This is a genomic window from Nitrospira sp. ND1, assembly GCF_900170025.1.
GTDB lineage: Bacteria > Nitrospirota > Nitrospiria > Nitrospirales > Nitrospiraceae > Nitrospira_A.
In genome coordinates this window covers 326,561-341,781 of record NZ_FWEX01000005.1, presented here as the reverse complement: position 1 = coordinate 341,781, position 15,221 = coordinate 326,561, and the positions used below count along the sequence as shown (strand labels likewise).

Annotated in this window: 17 protein-coding genes; all 17 read right to left on the bottom strand. The window is 58.8% G+C overall.

What is annotated here, in order from left to right:
- Nucleotides 1-20: 20 nt before the first annotated feature.
- Nucleotides 21-812, bottom strand: a complete 792-nt coding sequence (flgG, locus tag NSND_RS01720) for a flagellar basal-body rod protein FlgG (RefSeq protein ID WP_013248846.1) — start codon at nucleotides 810-812, stop codon at nucleotides 21-23.
- A gap of 9 nt (nucleotides 813-821) precedes the next feature.
- Nucleotides 822-1,589, bottom strand: a complete 768-nt coding sequence (locus NSND_RS01715) for a flagellar hook-basal body protein (RefSeq protein WP_080877322.1) — start codon at nucleotides 1,587-1,589, stop codon at nucleotides 822-824.
- A 278-nt stretch (nucleotides 1,590-1,867) separates the two neighbouring features.
- Complete coding sequence (locus NSND_RS01710) at nucleotides 1,868-2,743, bottom strand: diguanylate cyclase domain-containing protein (protein WP_080877321.1); 876 nt, start codon at nucleotides 2,741-2,743, stop codon at nucleotides 1,868-1,870.
- A gap of 159 nt (nucleotides 2,744-2,902) precedes the next feature.
- Nucleotides 2,903-3,664: a sigma-70 family RNA polymerase sigma factor gene (locus tag NSND_RS01705; RefSeq protein ID WP_080877320.1), complete on the bottom strand. Its 762-nt coding sequence runs from the start codon at nucleotides 3,662-3,664 to the stop codon at nucleotides 2,903-2,905.
- An 18-nt stretch (nucleotides 3,665-3,682) separates the two neighbouring features.
- On the bottom strand, nucleotides 3,683-4,549 hold the full coding sequence (locus NSND_RS01700) for a MinD/ParA family protein (RefSeq protein WP_080877319.1): 867 nt from the start codon (nucleotides 4,547-4,549) through the stop codon (nucleotides 3,683-3,685).
- 28 nt (nucleotides 4,550-4,577) lie between these two features.
- The gene (flhF, locus tag NSND_RS01695; RefSeq protein ID WP_080877318.1) at nucleotides 4,578-5,861 is read right to left on the bottom strand and encodes a flagellar biosynthesis protein FlhF; all 1,284 of its coding nucleotides are present in this window, start codon (nucleotides 5,859-5,861) and stop codon (nucleotides 4,578-4,580) included.
- On the bottom strand, nucleotides 5,858-7,966 hold the full coding sequence (gene flhA, locus NSND_RS01690) for a flagellar biosynthesis protein FlhA (RefSeq protein WP_080877317.1): 2,109 nt from the start codon (nucleotides 7,964-7,966) through the stop codon (nucleotides 5,858-5,860). Before flhA ends, flhF begins: the two co-directional genes overlap by 4 nt.
- Nucleotides 7,967-7,988: 22 nt before the next feature.
- Nucleotides 7,989-9,071, bottom strand: a complete 1,083-nt coding sequence (flhB, locus tag NSND_RS01685; RefSeq protein ID WP_080877316.1) for a flagellar biosynthesis protein FlhB — start codon at nucleotides 9,069-9,071, stop codon at nucleotides 7,989-7,991.
- Nucleotides 9,064-9,852, bottom strand: a complete 789-nt coding sequence (gene fliR, locus NSND_RS01680) for a flagellar biosynthetic protein FliR (RefSeq protein WP_080877315.1) — start codon at nucleotides 9,850-9,852, stop codon at nucleotides 9,064-9,066. The genes flhB and fliR overlap by 8 nt, the downstream gene beginning before the upstream one ends.
- Before the next feature lie 16 nt (nucleotides 9,853-9,868).
- On the bottom strand, nucleotides 9,869-10,138 hold the full coding sequence (fliQ, locus tag NSND_RS01675) for a flagellar biosynthesis protein FliQ (RefSeq protein ID WP_013248837.1): 270 nt from the start codon (nucleotides 10,136-10,138) through the stop codon (nucleotides 9,869-9,871).
- A 10-nt stretch (nucleotides 10,139-10,148) separates the two neighbouring features.
- Nucleotides 10,149-10,949 carry a flagellar type III secretion system pore protein FliP gene (gene fliP / locus NSND_RS01670; RefSeq protein ID WP_200810454.1) on the bottom strand — a complete coding sequence of 267 codons (801 nt, stop codon included), beginning with the start codon at nucleotides 10,947-10,949 and terminating at the stop codon, nucleotides 10,149-10,151.
- Nucleotides 10,936-11,304, bottom strand: coding sequence for a FliO/MopB family protein (locus NSND_RS01665; RefSeq protein WP_080877314.1), 369 nt, complete (start codon nucleotides 11,302-11,304; stop codon nucleotides 10,936-10,938). The genes fliP and NSND_RS01665 overlap by 14 nt, the downstream gene beginning before the upstream one ends.
- 57 nt (nucleotides 11,305-11,361) lie before the next feature.
- Nucleotides 11,362-11,775: a flagellar motor switch protein FliN gene (fliN, locus tag NSND_RS01660; protein ID WP_369974235.1), complete on the bottom strand. Its 414-nt coding sequence runs from the start codon at nucleotides 11,773-11,775 to the stop codon at nucleotides 11,362-11,364.
- Entirely contained in the window at nucleotides 11,766-12,737 is a 972-nt protein-coding gene (fliM, locus tag NSND_RS01655) for a flagellar motor switch protein FliM (RefSeq protein ID WP_080877312.1), read from the bottom strand. The genes fliN and fliM overlap by 10 nt, the downstream gene beginning before the upstream one ends.
- A 24-nt stretch (nucleotides 12,738-12,761) precedes the next feature.
- Complete coding sequence (gene fliL / locus NSND_RS01650; protein ID WP_080877311.1) at nucleotides 12,762-13,298, bottom strand: flagellar basal body-associated FliL family protein; 537 nt, start codon at nucleotides 13,296-13,298, stop codon at nucleotides 12,762-12,764.
- Between the two features lie 333 nt (nucleotides 13,299-13,631).
- Nucleotides 13,632-14,855: a flagellar hook protein FlgE gene (gene flgE, locus NSND_RS01645; RefSeq protein WP_080877310.1), complete on the bottom strand. Its 1,224-nt coding sequence runs from the start codon at nucleotides 14,853-14,855 to the stop codon at nucleotides 13,632-13,634.
- 73 nt (nucleotides 14,856-14,928) lie between these two features.
- Nucleotides 14,929-15,219, bottom strand: coding sequence for a flagellar hook assembly protein FlgD (locus tag NSND_RS01640; RefSeq protein WP_049787298.1), 291 nt, complete (start codon nucleotides 15,217-15,219; stop codon nucleotides 14,929-14,931).
- Nucleotides 15,220-15,221: the final 2 nt, after the last annotated feature.

The following is a 15,221-nucleotide window of genomic DNA, read 5'->3' as shown; positions in this document are numbered from 1 at the left end:
GGTTGAAGGTGCGGCGCCGATTACCGGCGCAGGTTGTTGGCAATCTGCATCATTTCATCGGATGCCTGAATGGTCTTGGAGTTAATTTCGTAACTCCGTTGGGCGATGATCATGTTGACCATCTCCTCCGCCAGGTTGACGTTCGAACTTTCCAGGAATCCCTGCTGCAAGGTGCCGAAGCCGGTCGAGAATCCGCCGGTACCCTGTTGCGCCGGTCCGGAGGCAAAGCTGTCCAGGAATAGGTTGCCGCCCATCGCCACCAGGCCCGAAGGGTTGTCGAAGCGGACCAGCTGAATCTGCCCCACCTGCGACGCTTGTGTGACGCCGGGAAGCAGAACGGAGACGGTGCCGTCCTGGCCGACATCGATTTTCAGCGCGCCCGACGGAATCGTAATAACCGGGTTGAGCTGGTCGCCGTCGCCGGTCACGAGGTTGCCGACGTTATCGCGCTTGAAGGATCCGTTGCGGGTGTACATGATGGTCCCGTCGGGCCGGGTCACTTGGAAAAATCCGGCGCCGTCGATAGCCAGGTCGAGATCGTTCCCGGTCTGCCGCATGTTCCCTTGCACCCATTCCTTGGCCACCGTAATGGGACGCACACCGCCCCCGACCTGCACGCCGACAGGAAAGACGCCCACGTTCGACGCGTTCGTGCCCGGTAGGCGTTGAATCTGATACAGCAGATCGCCGAATTCCGCACGGCTGCGTTTGAATGCGTTCGTGTTCACGTTCGCCAGATTGTTGGCGATGGTATCCACGTTCAGTTGCTGGGCCGTCATGCCCGTCGCGGCCGTCCACATTGCGCGAATCATACGCTCCTCCTATTGCACCCGACCCAGATCCTGAATGGCCGTTTCGGTCATGCGATCCATCGTTTGGATCAATTTCTGCGCCGACTCGTAACTGCGCATGCCTTGCATCATCTTCACCATTTCACTCAACGAATTCACGTTGGACTCTTCGATGTGTCCCGACTGCACCTGCGGCCTTGTCGACACCGTCGGTTTCCCTCCGACAAACAGTCCTTCGGCAAACTTTTGCGGCATCGCGTTCTCCGGGAACTCGACCACCTTGATGCTGCCGATCGGAGTGCCGTCCACCTGGATCGCCCCTTCCGCATTGATCTGAATGTTGCCGGGCGGCACCTTGATTTCCCCTTTGGTCCCCATGACAGGGTGCCCGAGATTGGTGACCAGGCGTCGTTGGCTGTCGAGAGAAAAGATGCCGTTGCGCGTATAGCGAACCCCGTCCGGGGTCTTGACCTCAAAAAACCCATCGTTCTGTATGGCGACATCCAGTGGATTACCGGTAATGCGGATCCGCCCCGGCTCAAAGGCCGTTCGGACCCCATGCACTTCGGCAAAGACCCGTTCGCTGGGACCGGCCGGTCTGGTCGAAATGGCGGAGGAGAGGCCTCCTGACACCACTCCCATCCCCGTCGAACTGGCCCGGGCGAAAAGGCCGCGGAATCCCTGCTGGTCCTGCTTGAATCCGGCCGTGTTCACGTTCGCCAGATTATTGGCGAAGACCGTGAGTTGTTTTTCCTGGGCTACGGCGCCTGAGAGTATGGGGTAGATGGCTCGATTCATAGTTTGTACTGTCCAGATGAACCTGTTGTGCTACAGGGGGAGTTAGCAATGGACATGCCATCGCAATACGTCAGACGGCCTGGCACAGCCGAAGCGATCGCCGGACGAAAATCCTTGTGATTGTCGAGAGATGGGAACCGGAAGGTATTTGAGCGGCCGGAGGGAAATTCTTCCGCCGTCAACGGCGCCTGTCAAACGACGTGGCAAACGGGAAGTCTTTGCCGGAAGCAGGGAAAGTCCTGCCTACATAGAATGGGGCGCAACGAGAATTCTGGAGATCACGCAGCGATCGTGGAGGTTGCATCAACGGAGGCGGATACCATCGCACCGGGGAGTCCATAGAGAGCGTACCCTTCGGCACGAGCCGTTGCGACGGCCCGGGTGGCCACATCGAGGAGCGCGTCACTGTCCATAGTGTCCTGGTTGGAGAGGCTGATTCCTATGCGGCTGGTGAGGAACAATTCGTGCCCGTCGAGGGTGACCGGCAGCGATATCGTGAGTTGCATCTTCCTGGCGATGGCCACCACCTCCTCCGGACCTGTGACCTGATCCAACAGGACGACAAAGGTGCGTTCGGCAATTCGCGCTACCGTGTCGGTGGTGCGCAGGGCGCTCTTCACACGCGCTGCGTGAACGCGATACATGAGGTTGAGGTTGATCTGCGCCTGTTCGTCGGTTTTCGGCGTGAAGTGATCGAGTTCGATCATCAGGACCGCCACGGGCCGCCCATACTTGAGAGCGTGCACTACGGCTTGATTGAGGAGAGATGTAAAGAGGCGATAGGTCGGCAATCCGGTGACCGAGTCGTAGGTGTTCATGCCGGACCCGTTCGATTCTTCCGACAGTGAATGCATCCTGGAAGCCGATTGTGGGCCCCGCGGAGTCCAGAGTGTCGCGCCAAAGACCATCAGCGTGAGGAGAATGCCGGCGGAGATCATGACGGGATAGGCCGTCAACGCCGACATTGTCAGGAGGCCCACGGAGGCAGTCCAATACAATCCGCCGGCCATGAACAGGATACAGGCCATTACGCCGAGTCGAGCGCTCTGAAGCGATTCGGTACCCGCTTCGTCGTCGGGCCACCCATGCCGGTTCGTTGAATCCGACCCGTTGCGGTCGCTCGAGGTGTTGAGTTCAGGACGTGACGAATGCATACCCTCCCCAATGGAGCATCGCAGCCAACGGTATGTTGAGCTAGGAAGGTATCGGAGAAGAGGAGGCGAAACTAAAGGCAGTGTAGCCCGCGCGACGATGCATGGCCGCCGCCGACACGAACGAACAGCAACGACTGCTACACCGTCCGGAGGGGCACGTTACACATCGACCGGTTCGAGCCGCGCTTTCAAGTGGAGGATGGCTTTCGAATGAATCTGGCATACTCGCGATTCGGTCACCTTGAGCGCCTGCCCGATCTCCTTCATCGTGAGTTCCTCGAAATAGTAAAGCGACAATACCAACCGTTCTTTCTCCGGCAGATCCTGGATTGCAGCTTCGAGCACGTGGCGTGCCCGTTCGCTCACTAGGACCGAGAGCGGATCCGGCTGATTGGAGTCGGTCAACACACTGATGATCTTATGCCCGTCCGCATCCTGCACGCCGAGATCGTCCAGGCTGATCACCACGGCGCCACGTGAGCGAGTCAGGAATTCATCCAGTTCCTCCGTGGACATCTTCAGCTCTTTGCCGACTTCCTGGTCTGTCGGCGGGCGTCCGAGTCTGTGCAGCAGCTCGGAATAGGTCTTTTGAAGGAGCGTAATCCGCTCGTGGACCGAGCGCGGGATCCAATCCATCGACCGGATTTCATCGAGCATGGCGCCACGGATGCGAAACTCTGCGTAGGTCTTGAATTTGGCTTCGCGGGTCGGATCGTACTTATCCATGGCATCCATGAGTCCCATGATTCCGACGGACATCAAATCTTCCGCGTCCATATAGGCCGGCAAGCGAAACGCCAGTCGATGGGCCATGGCCTTCACGACGTGGGTGAATTCCTGAATCACCCGTTCACGATCCGCTTCCGCAATCACCCGACGCGGGGCGTTTCTGAGCGCAGACATTTTTCGAGCGTCCATCATTCGCTACAGTCCTTTCAGTCAGTGCGTCCGCAAAAGTTGTTGCCAGAGGAACTGCACTGTGCCTTTGGGAAGCGCCGGTGGGGTTAACTGAGCCACCGCCTCAGTCAGTTCTCGAAACGCACGGCTGGCCGGCGCGTGCGGAAAGAGATCGATGACGGCCCGCTGCTGGGTCACGGCCATCGGCACATAGTCGTCCAAGGGAATCGCGCCCAGGTAATCCAGCGAAATATGCAGGAATCGACTGACGGCCAACTCCAGTTTCCGGAAGATCCGCGCGGCGTCCCGCGGCGACTTCACCATGTTGACGAGCACATGGAAGCGGCGTTCCCGGTATTGCCGCAACAGGACTTTCATCAACGCATAGGCGTCCGTCATGGAGGTCGGCTCGGGAGACACCACGACGATAATGGATTGGGCCGCCGCCGCAAAGTAGGTCACGGTCGAAGAAATGCCCGCCCCGGTATCGATCAACAACACATCCATGTTCGATGCCAATCGCTCAAGTTCATCTTGAAGGATGAGCTGTTGCGCTTCCGTCAGGATCGTCAACTGAGAAATGCCGGTACTGGCCGGGAGGACGGTAATGCCATGCGGGCCGGTCAGCGCGATATCTTCCAGCCGGCAGGTCTTCGCGAGCACGTGCTCCAACGTATATTTCGGTGTCAGACCGAGCAGAATATCGACGTTTCCCAACCCGAGATCCGCATCCAGCACGAGCACACGCTTTCCGGTTTGGGCCAGGGCGATGGCGGTATTCGCCACCACGTTGGTCTTCCCCACCCCGCCTTTTCCGCTGGTGACGGTAATCACTTGCGTGCGGGAGGGACCGACGTTGTCATCAAGCGCTCTCATCTGCGGATCCAAAATTCCTGGTTGCATCGCCATCGTCACTCCCCTCTTGTTCGTCAGTCGCCTATCGCGCGTAGGTCTTGATACCGGGCACAAATGTCGGTGTCGTGTGCCGCTCCCACGCCTGAGTGGTGCCGGTCGCCGGCGTCCGTACCTGCCCCCCCAGCAGCAGGTCGCCCAGGCGATCGACTTGCGCCTGAACCAAGTCATCGGGCACCCGTTGACCGGTTCCCCAATAGGACAGCGGGATGCCGGTGCGATGAGTGGCTTCGAAGATGCCGCCATAGCCCGCCGTCTCGTCGAGTTTGGTAAACAACAACCGGAGGCCAGGCACGTCTACGCATTGACTGGTGCTGACCACGAGATCCGGCACTCGTGTGCCTGCTGCGAGGACGAGATGGACCTCCATGGGATAGGCCCCGTTCAGCAACCCTCTCCAACGTTGCGCCGTGATGGGTTCATAGGGATTGAACCCTGTGGTGTCGATCAAAATCAGTTCCGCTTCACGGGCCTGCGCAATCGCGGCGCGGGCCTCCTCACAGGATGCTGCCACCGAGAGCTCGATACCCAGGACTTCGGCATACAAGCGAAGGTGTTCCACCGCCGCAGGCCGATACGTATCCATGGTAATCAGGGCCACACTCCGCTGCTCGACAATGCCATAGTGCGTCGCCAGTTTGGCGATGGTCGAGGTCTTGCCGACTCCGCTGGGGCCGACGAACAGCGCAATCTTTTGTTCCCCTGCCGCGCTCAGCAAAGGGCCGGCCGTGCTGACCCGATCCAACAACACTGTCCGGAGCAACTGTAGTGAGGAGTTCCGCTGAGCGGACCCCTGCTCCACCAACGTTTCACGCAGTTCCCGCAGACAGGCTTCCGCCGTGGCATGCTCGACGCCCTGCGCCAAGAGGTCTTCATAGACGCGCTGGAAGGACTGGAACGTTGCGCCCTGGTTCTCCCCATTGTTGTGTGTGGACGTCGATGTCGCGCGAGTCTCCCGCGAAGGACCTGGAACCTGACGAGCCGCCGGCCGCGACTGCTCCTTCCCCGTTTCCATCGCTCCCTGCAGGGTTTTTTGAAAACGCGATTCCTCCGCCGGCACCATCGGCGCAGGAGTCACGGCCGCACGTGTCTGCTCATCTTCACCGAGCAGCGGCGCGGCCTCGGGAACGGCGGCGTCATCTTCAATGGCCGCCATGACCTCCAATACCGACCCGCCCAACAACCCGAATCCGTTATCCCAGGAACGCACGCGTTTCGTGGACAGAATCACCGCATCCGGCCCTAATGTGTCCTTAATGGAGCGAATGGCCTCATGCATCGACTTGACGTGGAATGTCCGTACCTTCATGCCAAGCTCCTGGTTTCACCGACCTCGAGGTCGAGCCGTACGGTTTCCACTGCCTGCAAACGTGTCACGCTTTCCACCTCGTTCAATCCTAAAATCGGAACCGAGTGCAAAATTCTGTCCGTCAGTTTCCGCAGATGTCGTCGCAACGAAGGCGAGCACAAAATGACCGGTTGATGCCCGCGACCGACCATGCGTTCCGCGGCAGCCTTCAATGCAGTGAGCAGTTTCTGTGCCACCAGCGGATCGGGCACCCACTGGGTTCCCTGTCCGGCTGCATTCGCTTGATCGGCGAGGGTACGATCCAATCGCGGATCCAGTCCGATGATCGGCAACGAGCCATCTGGCGCGAGATATTGCTTCGTGATGGTCCGTCCCAGCGCTTGCCTGGCGACTTCCGTCAAAATATCGGCGTCTTTTGTGGTCGCCGCATGGTCGGCAATAGTTTCAAGAATCGTCCGCAAGTCACGAATTGGGACACCCTCTCGCAGGAGATGCGACAAAACTCTGACGAGCGTGCCCAACGGGATGAGATTTGGAATCACTTCCTCAACCAGCTTGGGGTGATTTTTGCCCAGTTGATCGAGCAAGCCCTGTACTTCTTGCCGCCCCAGCAGTTCATGCGCATGCCGCTTGATCAACTCAGACAAGTGCGTCGCGATGGCCGATCCCGGATCCACGACCGTATACCCCGCTATTTGCGCCTGTTCACGCTGCTGCTCCGGTACCCACATGGCCGGCAGACCGAACGCCGGTTCTTTGGTCGGCAGCCCATGGATAGCTCCTCGCTGAGCCGTACCAGGATCGATCGCCAGCACATGCGCCGGCATCACCTCCGACTTGGCGAGTTCCACGCCTTTGAGCAGCGCCGCATATTCGTTGGGCCGAAGCTGCAAGTTGTCGCGAATATGGATCGGCGGCAGGACAAAGCCCATTTGTTCGGCGAACTGTCGCCGGAGCCCCTTGATCCGGTCCAGCAGGGCGCCACCCTGCCCTCCGTCCACCAGGCTGATGAGACCGTATCCGACCTGCACTTCCATGAGATCCAGGGGGACCACCTGGGTGCCGGCCTCCTCGGCCTTGACCTGAGGCGAGGCCGGTGTCGGAACGGCTTCCGCGGTTTTCTGCTGTTCGTTGATCTGATACGCCATCCAGGCGGTCAGGCCACCCAACGCGAGGAATGCGAGATGGGGAAGGCCCGGGACCAGGCCCAGCGTGATAAGAATCCCTGAAGCCGTGCCGATCGCCTTCGGGGAGATGAGGACCTGGCGGCTGATCTCAAATCCTAAGTTGACCTCGGAGGCGGCCCGAGTGATGACGATACCGGCCGCGGTTGAAACAATGAGCGCCGGCACTTGCGCCACGAGGCCTTCACCCACCGTCAACAACGTATAGGTCTGCGCCGCTGCCGCCAGCGTCATGCCCTGTTGCAACACACCGATCGTCAACCCGCCAAGAATGTTGACGAGCGTGATGATGACGGCCGCCACGGCGTCGCCGCGCACAAATTTGCTCGAACCGTCCATGGCGCCGTAGAAATCCGCTTCCTGGGCGATCTCCTTCCGCCGTTGGCGGGCCTCTTTGTCATTGATCAGGCCGGCGTTCAGATCGGCGTCGATGCTCATCTGTTTGCCGGGCATCGCGTCCAAGGTGAACCGGGCTGCCACTTCGGCGACGCGCCCGGCGCCCTTCGTGATGACCACGAAGTTGATGATGACGAGAATGGTGAACACCACGAGCCCGACGGTATAGTTGCCGCCGACCACGAAGGTGCCGAAGGCCCGGATGACCTCCCCTGCGGCGGCGGCGCCTTCATTGCCGTGCAGGAGAATCAAGCGCGTGGAGGCGATATTGAGGGCGAGACGCAGGAGTGTCACCATCAGCAGAATCGAAGGGAACACCGAGAATTCCAACGGACGGCGTACCTGCATACCGACCAGCAGAATGATGATGGACAGCGTGATGTTGAAGGCCAGGAGCAGATCCAGAAAAAACCGGGGAAGAGGAATCAACATGACCATCAAAATGCCCACAACCCCCACGGACATCATGATGTCGGGGTGTTTGACCAAGGAGGTCGTGGAAACCGATGTGCTCTCGTTCGCCATCTAGACTCCAATCCAATCGGATCTACGCCGGCGGCAGTTTGCCGCGCACGCGATACACAAACGCCAGGATTTCGGCGACTGCACGATAGAGATCCTCGGGCACTTCCCGGCCTACCTCGACCAGTTTGAAGAGGGTTCGTGCGACCAGCTTGTTTTCGACGATCATGACTCCGTGTTGTCGACCGATTTCCCGGATCTTTTCCGCGACAAAGCCGGCGCCTTTTGCGACGACGACCGGCGCTCCCATCGCCTTGGAGTCATATTTCAGGGCCACCGCCAGGTGTGTCGGGTTGGTGATAATCACGTCGGCCTTGGGTACCTCTGCCATCATGCGTTTCCGGGACATCTCTCTCTGAGTGCTGCGGATCTTGGCCTTCAGCCCTGGGTCTCCTTCTGCCGCCCGGCTTTCCTCTTTGATTTCGTCGCGTGACATGCGGAGGTCACGCTCCCATTCAAACCGTTGGAAGCCATAGTCGAGGCCGCCGATCACCAGGGCTGCACCGCCCATCATGAGCGCAGCTTTGAATGTCGCCCACCCTACCGTCGGCAAGAGCGTCTCCATGCCGAATTGTGTCAGAGGAGAGAACAACAGCATATCCTGCTTGATCGTGAGATAGCCGACTCCTCCGATGGCGAAGATCTTGAGCCACGATTTCACCAGTTCGCTGAAGGACCGGACGGAGAAGAGCCGTGAGAAACCGCCCATCGGGCTAATGCGGGAAAACTCCAACTGCAGTCCGTCTCGCTTCCAGAGGAAACCGGTTTGCATGAGGTTGGCACCCACGCCGACCACCGCGATCCCGGCAATGACCGGGCCGAGCATGATAAACACATCGATCCCGATCTGCCTTAAGATCAAGTGCAGATGGTCGAGACTCAGTGTCCGCTGTGTGGACTCCTCCATGGATTTGCTCAGCCACAACTGCAGCGACTCTCGAAGCTTGTTCAGGATGCCCGGCGTCATCCAATAGAGGGCGCCCAAGCTCCCCAGCAATCCTACTGCCATGGCGGCATCCCGGCTGAGAGCGACCTGGCCTTTCGCCCTCGCATCCGCTTTGCGTTTCGGGGTTGCCTGTTCTGTCCGATTCTGTCCGCTGTCAGCCATGACCGAGTGCCTTCAGGAGTCCGAGAATGGTTTCCACCAGGGTTTCGAATTCTTTTTCAAACAACAACAAGGTGAAGGGCATCGCCAGGCTCATCGCGAGGAAGCCCGCCCCGATGGTGATCGGAAAACTCGTGACGAACACGTTCATCTGAGGTACCGCCCGACCAAGGATTGCCAGGACGGTATTGACGATCAGGAGAGTCGCGAAGACGGGAGCCGCGAGCTTGAGGGCGACCCCCAGCATGTTCTGCGCCAGGTGAACGATATCCTGAGCGATGCCGTCGGATAACGAAGCGCCGAACGGCGGCACGTATTCGTAGCTCATGCCGATCGCATGCACCACCAGCAGATGCGCGTTGAGAGAGAGGAATACCAAGGAGCCGAGCGTGAGTTGAAATTGTGCAATGATCGGCGTGTTCTGGTGGCTCATGGGATCGAACATTTGAATGGCGCTGAAGCCCATCTGCGTGCCGATCATGTCACCGGCGACCTGGAAGCCCGAGAACAGCAGTCGCACTGCCAAACCGATCGTCAGCCCGATCAGAAACTCGCTGCCGATCCCGGCGATGACCAAGGCCGGATCCGTCGGCAGGCTCGGCAGGTGAATGATCGGCGCCAAGACCAGGCCCAGCGTGGCGACGAGTCCTGTTTTGACCGGCATTGGAATCGTGCGCGTATTGAGGATAGGAAAGACGCTGACAATGCCGGCAATCCGCACCAGCAGGATGGAAAAGGCCTGGAACTGAGGCAGTGCGAGATGCAGGGTTTGCGCAGCGCTCATCGTAGTAACGGGCCTATCAGTGAATCAGGGACGGGATACTCGTGATGATATGGGTCATAAATGCAATGAGGACACCCATCATCCACGGCAGAAACAAGAGTGTGGCGGCGAACACCGCCAGCACCTTAGGCACAAAGGTCAACGTCGCTTCGTTGATCTGAGTCATCGCCTGAAAGGTGCTGACCAGCAACCCTACGATCAGGCTCAAACCCAAGATCGGCGCCGACACCAGCATGGTGGTTTCAATCGCTTGGCGACCGATTTCTGTGACTGTTTCAATCGTCATGCGTGCGCTCCTACTGAAAGCTCCTGACCATCGATCCGACGACCAGATACCAGCCGTCAGCCAGCACGAACAAAATCAATTTGAACGGCAAGGAGATCATGACGGGCGGCAACAACATCATGCCCATAGACATCAGGACGCTGGCGACGACCATGTCCACGATGAGGAACGGAATGTAGAGGAGAAATCCGATTTGAAACGAAATGCGCAGCTCACTCAGGACGAAGGCAGGAATGATCACGTGGATCGGCACCTGTTCTACTTGCGTCGCTTTGGGCGCATGCGACAGCTCCATGAACAGTTCGAGATCCTTGTCGCGCATTTGTTTCAACATGAACGCCCGGATCGGCTGAATCCCTCGATTCCAGGCATCTTCGTACCCGATTTGCTCGGCGAGCAGCGGTTGCAGGGCATCCTTGTAGACGGCCTGTCCGACGGGAGCCATCACGAACATGGTCAGAAACAACGCGAGGCTGATCAGAACTTGATTGGGCGGTACCTGCTGCGTCCCCATGGCCTGGCGAAGAAAGGACAGCACGATGACCATACGCGTAAACGACGTCACCATGATGAACAAGGCGGGCGCTAGGGAGAGGACGGTGAACAGGGCCAGAATCTGCAGGACCACGGCAGTCTGCTTGCTGCCGCCCTGGCCGAGATCGATCGTCAAGGAAGGCCCTTCGGCGTATGCGAAGGAGACGCTGAACAGGCAGGCGAGCACGACCAGACTGATGAGGAGACCGGCCCACCATCCGGAACGTTGCGCGGCCGACGCCTCTCTCGGCGGGCTCAGGAGACTAGCTGTGTGCACGTGCTGTCTCCTCAAGGTTGCCGGACCCGGGGATTCCGATTGCTGCTCCGGACGGCAGCACGGACGCCTCGGCGATGAGGCGTTTCGCGACGTCAGGATCGGCAATTTTTCCGAGCGGCACCAAATCGGTGGCGGTGGTGCCCAGGATGAGCACCTCTCCTGCCACTGCCACCACCATCACGTGCTTTCTGGATCCGAGCGGACCACTTCCTAAAATCTTGACCAACGGTGCGCCATTCACAGGGAGAAACCGACGCCCGACGGCGGATCGCGCCACGGCCAGCAGACCCAGGATCAATGCCAGGACGACCCCGAGCGCCGACACCATGCGAACCACGCTTTCCCAAATCTCCATGGGGACCGTTCATTCCTCTCGCCGCCGGAGCGGCGGCATTGCCGCACGTTGCGCCGACTACCCGAGTTGCTGAATGCGCTGATTCGGACTCACGACATCCGTGAGGCGAATCCCGAACTTTTCGTTGACCACGACGACTTCGCCGCGCGCGACCAATTTGTTGTTGACCAGCACTTCCATCGGTTCGCCGGCCAGCTTGTTGAGTTCGATGACCGACCCCTGCCCCAACTGCAGCAACTCCCGGATCAGCATCCGTGTCGAGCCGATCTGCACGGTCACTTGCAGCGGAATATCGAGCACAAACTCGATGTTCTTGTTGGCGGGCACGGCGTTCTGATTGTCAACAGGGGGAAACGAGGTCGGTTGCACGTTGATGTCCCCGGCGCCGGCATTGGAAGCGTCCGACGGTGCAGTGGTGTCTCCGTTGCCCATGCGCAAATCTCCTTTAGTTCCGGGACGCTCTACCCCAATATCTTGGTCACGCGGCACGCATGATTACCCTTAAAGATCCCGGGCTGCCCTTGAAATTTCGGATCGCCCTCGACCAGGCACAGCATCGGATCGCCGGGATGTTGGTCGAGCATCAACACATCGCCGGGATTGAAATTGAGCAAGTCCTGCACATTGATACGCGCGGTTCCCAACTGCACGGTCATAGCCACGTCGCATTCCTGTAAGGAATCCTTGAAACGACTGCCCCAACTGCTGTCCTGCTCGACATTGTCGGCAAACAAACCGGAATACAGTTTTTCTTTGATCGGCTCCAACATGGAGTAGGGATATGCGATAAACATTTCGCGGGAGATGTCGCCCAGGTGCACCTGTAACGTCACCACCACGACGATTTCAGACGTCGTCACGACCATGGCGAACTGCGGGTTGCTCTCCGATCGTAAGTACCCGATCTTCACCGGCATCACGGCCTGCCAGGCTTTCTCCAGATCGGCCAGCGCCTGCTGAACCAGCTTCTTAATCAGCCGAACTTGAATGGTGGTGAACTCTCTGCCTTCAGGCTTCACATGCGTTTGCACTTTTCCACCGAAGAAGAAATCCACAATCAGGTACACCAGCATGGCATCCATGACGTAGAGCCCGTTGCCTCGCATCGGCTCCATGGCGAACAGATTGAAGGAGGAGGGAACCGGAACTTTTTGAATGAAGTCCCCGAACTTCATGATTTGGGTGCCGAGGACGCTGAATTCGATCTTCTCGCGCAGCACGGCACTCCAGGAGATGGATTGCTGACGCGTGAACCGATCGTTGATCATCTCCATCGTGGGCATACGCCCGCGAATGATGCGTTCCTGGCTGGTGAGGCTGTACGTTTTGACCCCGCCCGGATCTTCCTCTTCCTTCGGAGCCGTCTCCACTTCGCCGGACATGACGCCGCCCATTAAGGCATCGATTTCTTCTTGAGAGAGTATTTTATCCATGGCGTCCCGGCGAACGACGATCGACTATTGAATGACGAATTCCGTGAAGTAGGTGGACTTCACCGACTTTTTCGGCAGCAACCCGTTGATGCGATCCGTGATGTCCTCGCGCAATTTGTGTTTACCTTGAGGCGAGCGGGCGGTGGCGGAATCCAACCCGGTCAGCAACACGAGGATGGCGTCGCGGATTTGCGGAGTGCGCGCTTTGATCTGCTCAACGGTGTTTGAGCTGTCGGCCTCCACCTTGAGGGTCACTTTGAGGTAACGAATTTCAGGCGTGTCCGCAAGGTTGACGATAAAGGGGTCCAGGTCGGCAATCGCACTGGCATCGGCAACGGCCCCATGCCCCCCGCCTTTGTCTTCGGCCTCCCCGTGAGCGACTTGCTTCTCTCCTCCGTTTTCGCTATGCGCCTTCTCGCCGGAGGGTCCGCCCATCATTTTGAACATCGCAAAGGCGCCACCCAGGCCGAGAACCAATACCCCCGCGACGATGATGATGACCATCTTCATGGGAATACCCGCGGGCGCTGCGGGCGCCTTCTCTTCAGTTGCTTCTGACATACGAACCTCCTGCGGACAGTGTTTGCCGGCGCTGCTCGGTTGTGCAATGCATATGCCACGCGACGACCGACAACAGGCCTCTACAGATTTCGCTCTCTGGACCGGCGCCTGCGATAACCCACTGATTTCAGGTCACGACGTTTCCCGGGCACGTGCGAACGAAGACCGGGCCTGAGACCGTGTCAGCGGAGTGACGCGGGCTTTGCGAGGGCCGACAGAATGTTGACGACGGTGAGAAGACGTGAGGGGACTGTGTGTTGGCGAAACGCTAGGTAGAAATTGCCGACTTGGGCCCTGACGCGTGCTTACCAGGCGCATCAGGGCCCTCCTCGCTTACCGTTTGAGATTCACGAGTTCCTGCAACATTTCGTCGCTCGTCGTAATCGCACGTGAATTGGCTTGAAATGCGCGCTGCGTAATAATCATGTCCACAAACTCCTTCCCGAGATCCACGTTGGATTGCTCCACGGTTCCCGACAGGACTCTGCCCAATCCATTTACGGTCGGGGCACCGGCCAGAGCCGCCCCGGACTCGACCGTCTCCAGAAAGTGATTGTCGCCGACGTTGACCAAGCCGTCGGGATTGGTAAAGCGGCTCAAGACGACCTGAGCAAGAGCACGTGTTTCCCCGTTCGTGAATTGGGCCATCACTCGTCCTTCTTTATCGACGCTGATGCGGTCGAGCGTGCCCGATGAATAGCCGTCTTGCGTTTGACTCGCGACACCGGAAGCGGCGCCGAATTGCGTCAGAGAGGACAAATCCACCGTCATGGCCTGCGGCGTGGTGGCGCCGTTGGTCAGTGTCGCAGTCACCGTCTGTGTTCCGCCCGCGGTCACGGCGCCGCTGGCGTTAAACGTCATGTTGGTTTGGGCGGCAGCCGCACCCCCGTCGATTTGAGAGTACACGCCCCAGGCATTCGCCGCCGTCTTGCGGAAATACAACTGCATTTGATGGGAGTTCCCCAGGGAGTCATAGAACGTCATGCCCGTGGAGAAATTGTAGGAGGTCGTATCGGTGACGCTGAAGGCTGTCGTCGGCGCCGTCGCATTGGCATTGAGATTCCCAAGTATCTCGGCGCTGGTCGTCGCGACCGGCGGTACGGCACTCGATGTCAGTGTAATGCCGCCGATCGTGCTCGTGATGTTGCCGTTCGTGTCGGCCTGGTAGCCTTGCAACAGAGCTCCGCTGCTATCGACGACCTGACCGACACTGTCGACTTTGAATTGGCCGGCCCGCGAATAGAAATTGGCGCCGGACGTGTTTCTCACCAGGTAGAAGCCGTTTCCATCGATCGCCAGGTCGAAGGTATTGCCTGTGGTCGTCATCGACCCTTGGGAGAAATTGGTCTGCACATCGTTGAGGAACACGCCGAGACCGATTTGATCGCTGCCGGAGCCACCGCCCAGGCTGGATGAAATCAGGTCCGAAAAGGTCGCCCGGCTGGACTTAAATCCTGCGGTCCCGACGTTGGCGATATTGTTCCCGATCACCCCCATGGCGTTGCCGTAGGAGCTCAAGCCGGTCACTGCCGTAAACATCGACGTTAAAATGCCCATTGTCTCATCCTCCTTGTTACCACGACCTGAAACGTTCTCCCAAGCGTTCGCCCGCACCGCAGGGCGATGGCCGTTATGCGACGGCCGTCGTGCCGGTGGTCGCGGTTTTGTTCTGCGCGTTTTCCTGAAGCGTCACACTTTTCTCCATCAAGGACACCAGCTTGGACATTTGTTCCAGCTGCGAGAACTGTGCGGTTTGCGCGACGAAGTCCTCATTTTCCATCGGCTTCAGCGGATCTTGATGCTGAAGCTGGGTGACGAGCAGCTTCAGGAAATCGTCTTTTCCCAGCGGCTTCGGACCATCGGTGGTCGGCGTGGATGAGTCTGGGGGTGTCGCCTGTGTAATCACCTTGCTGATATCCATGG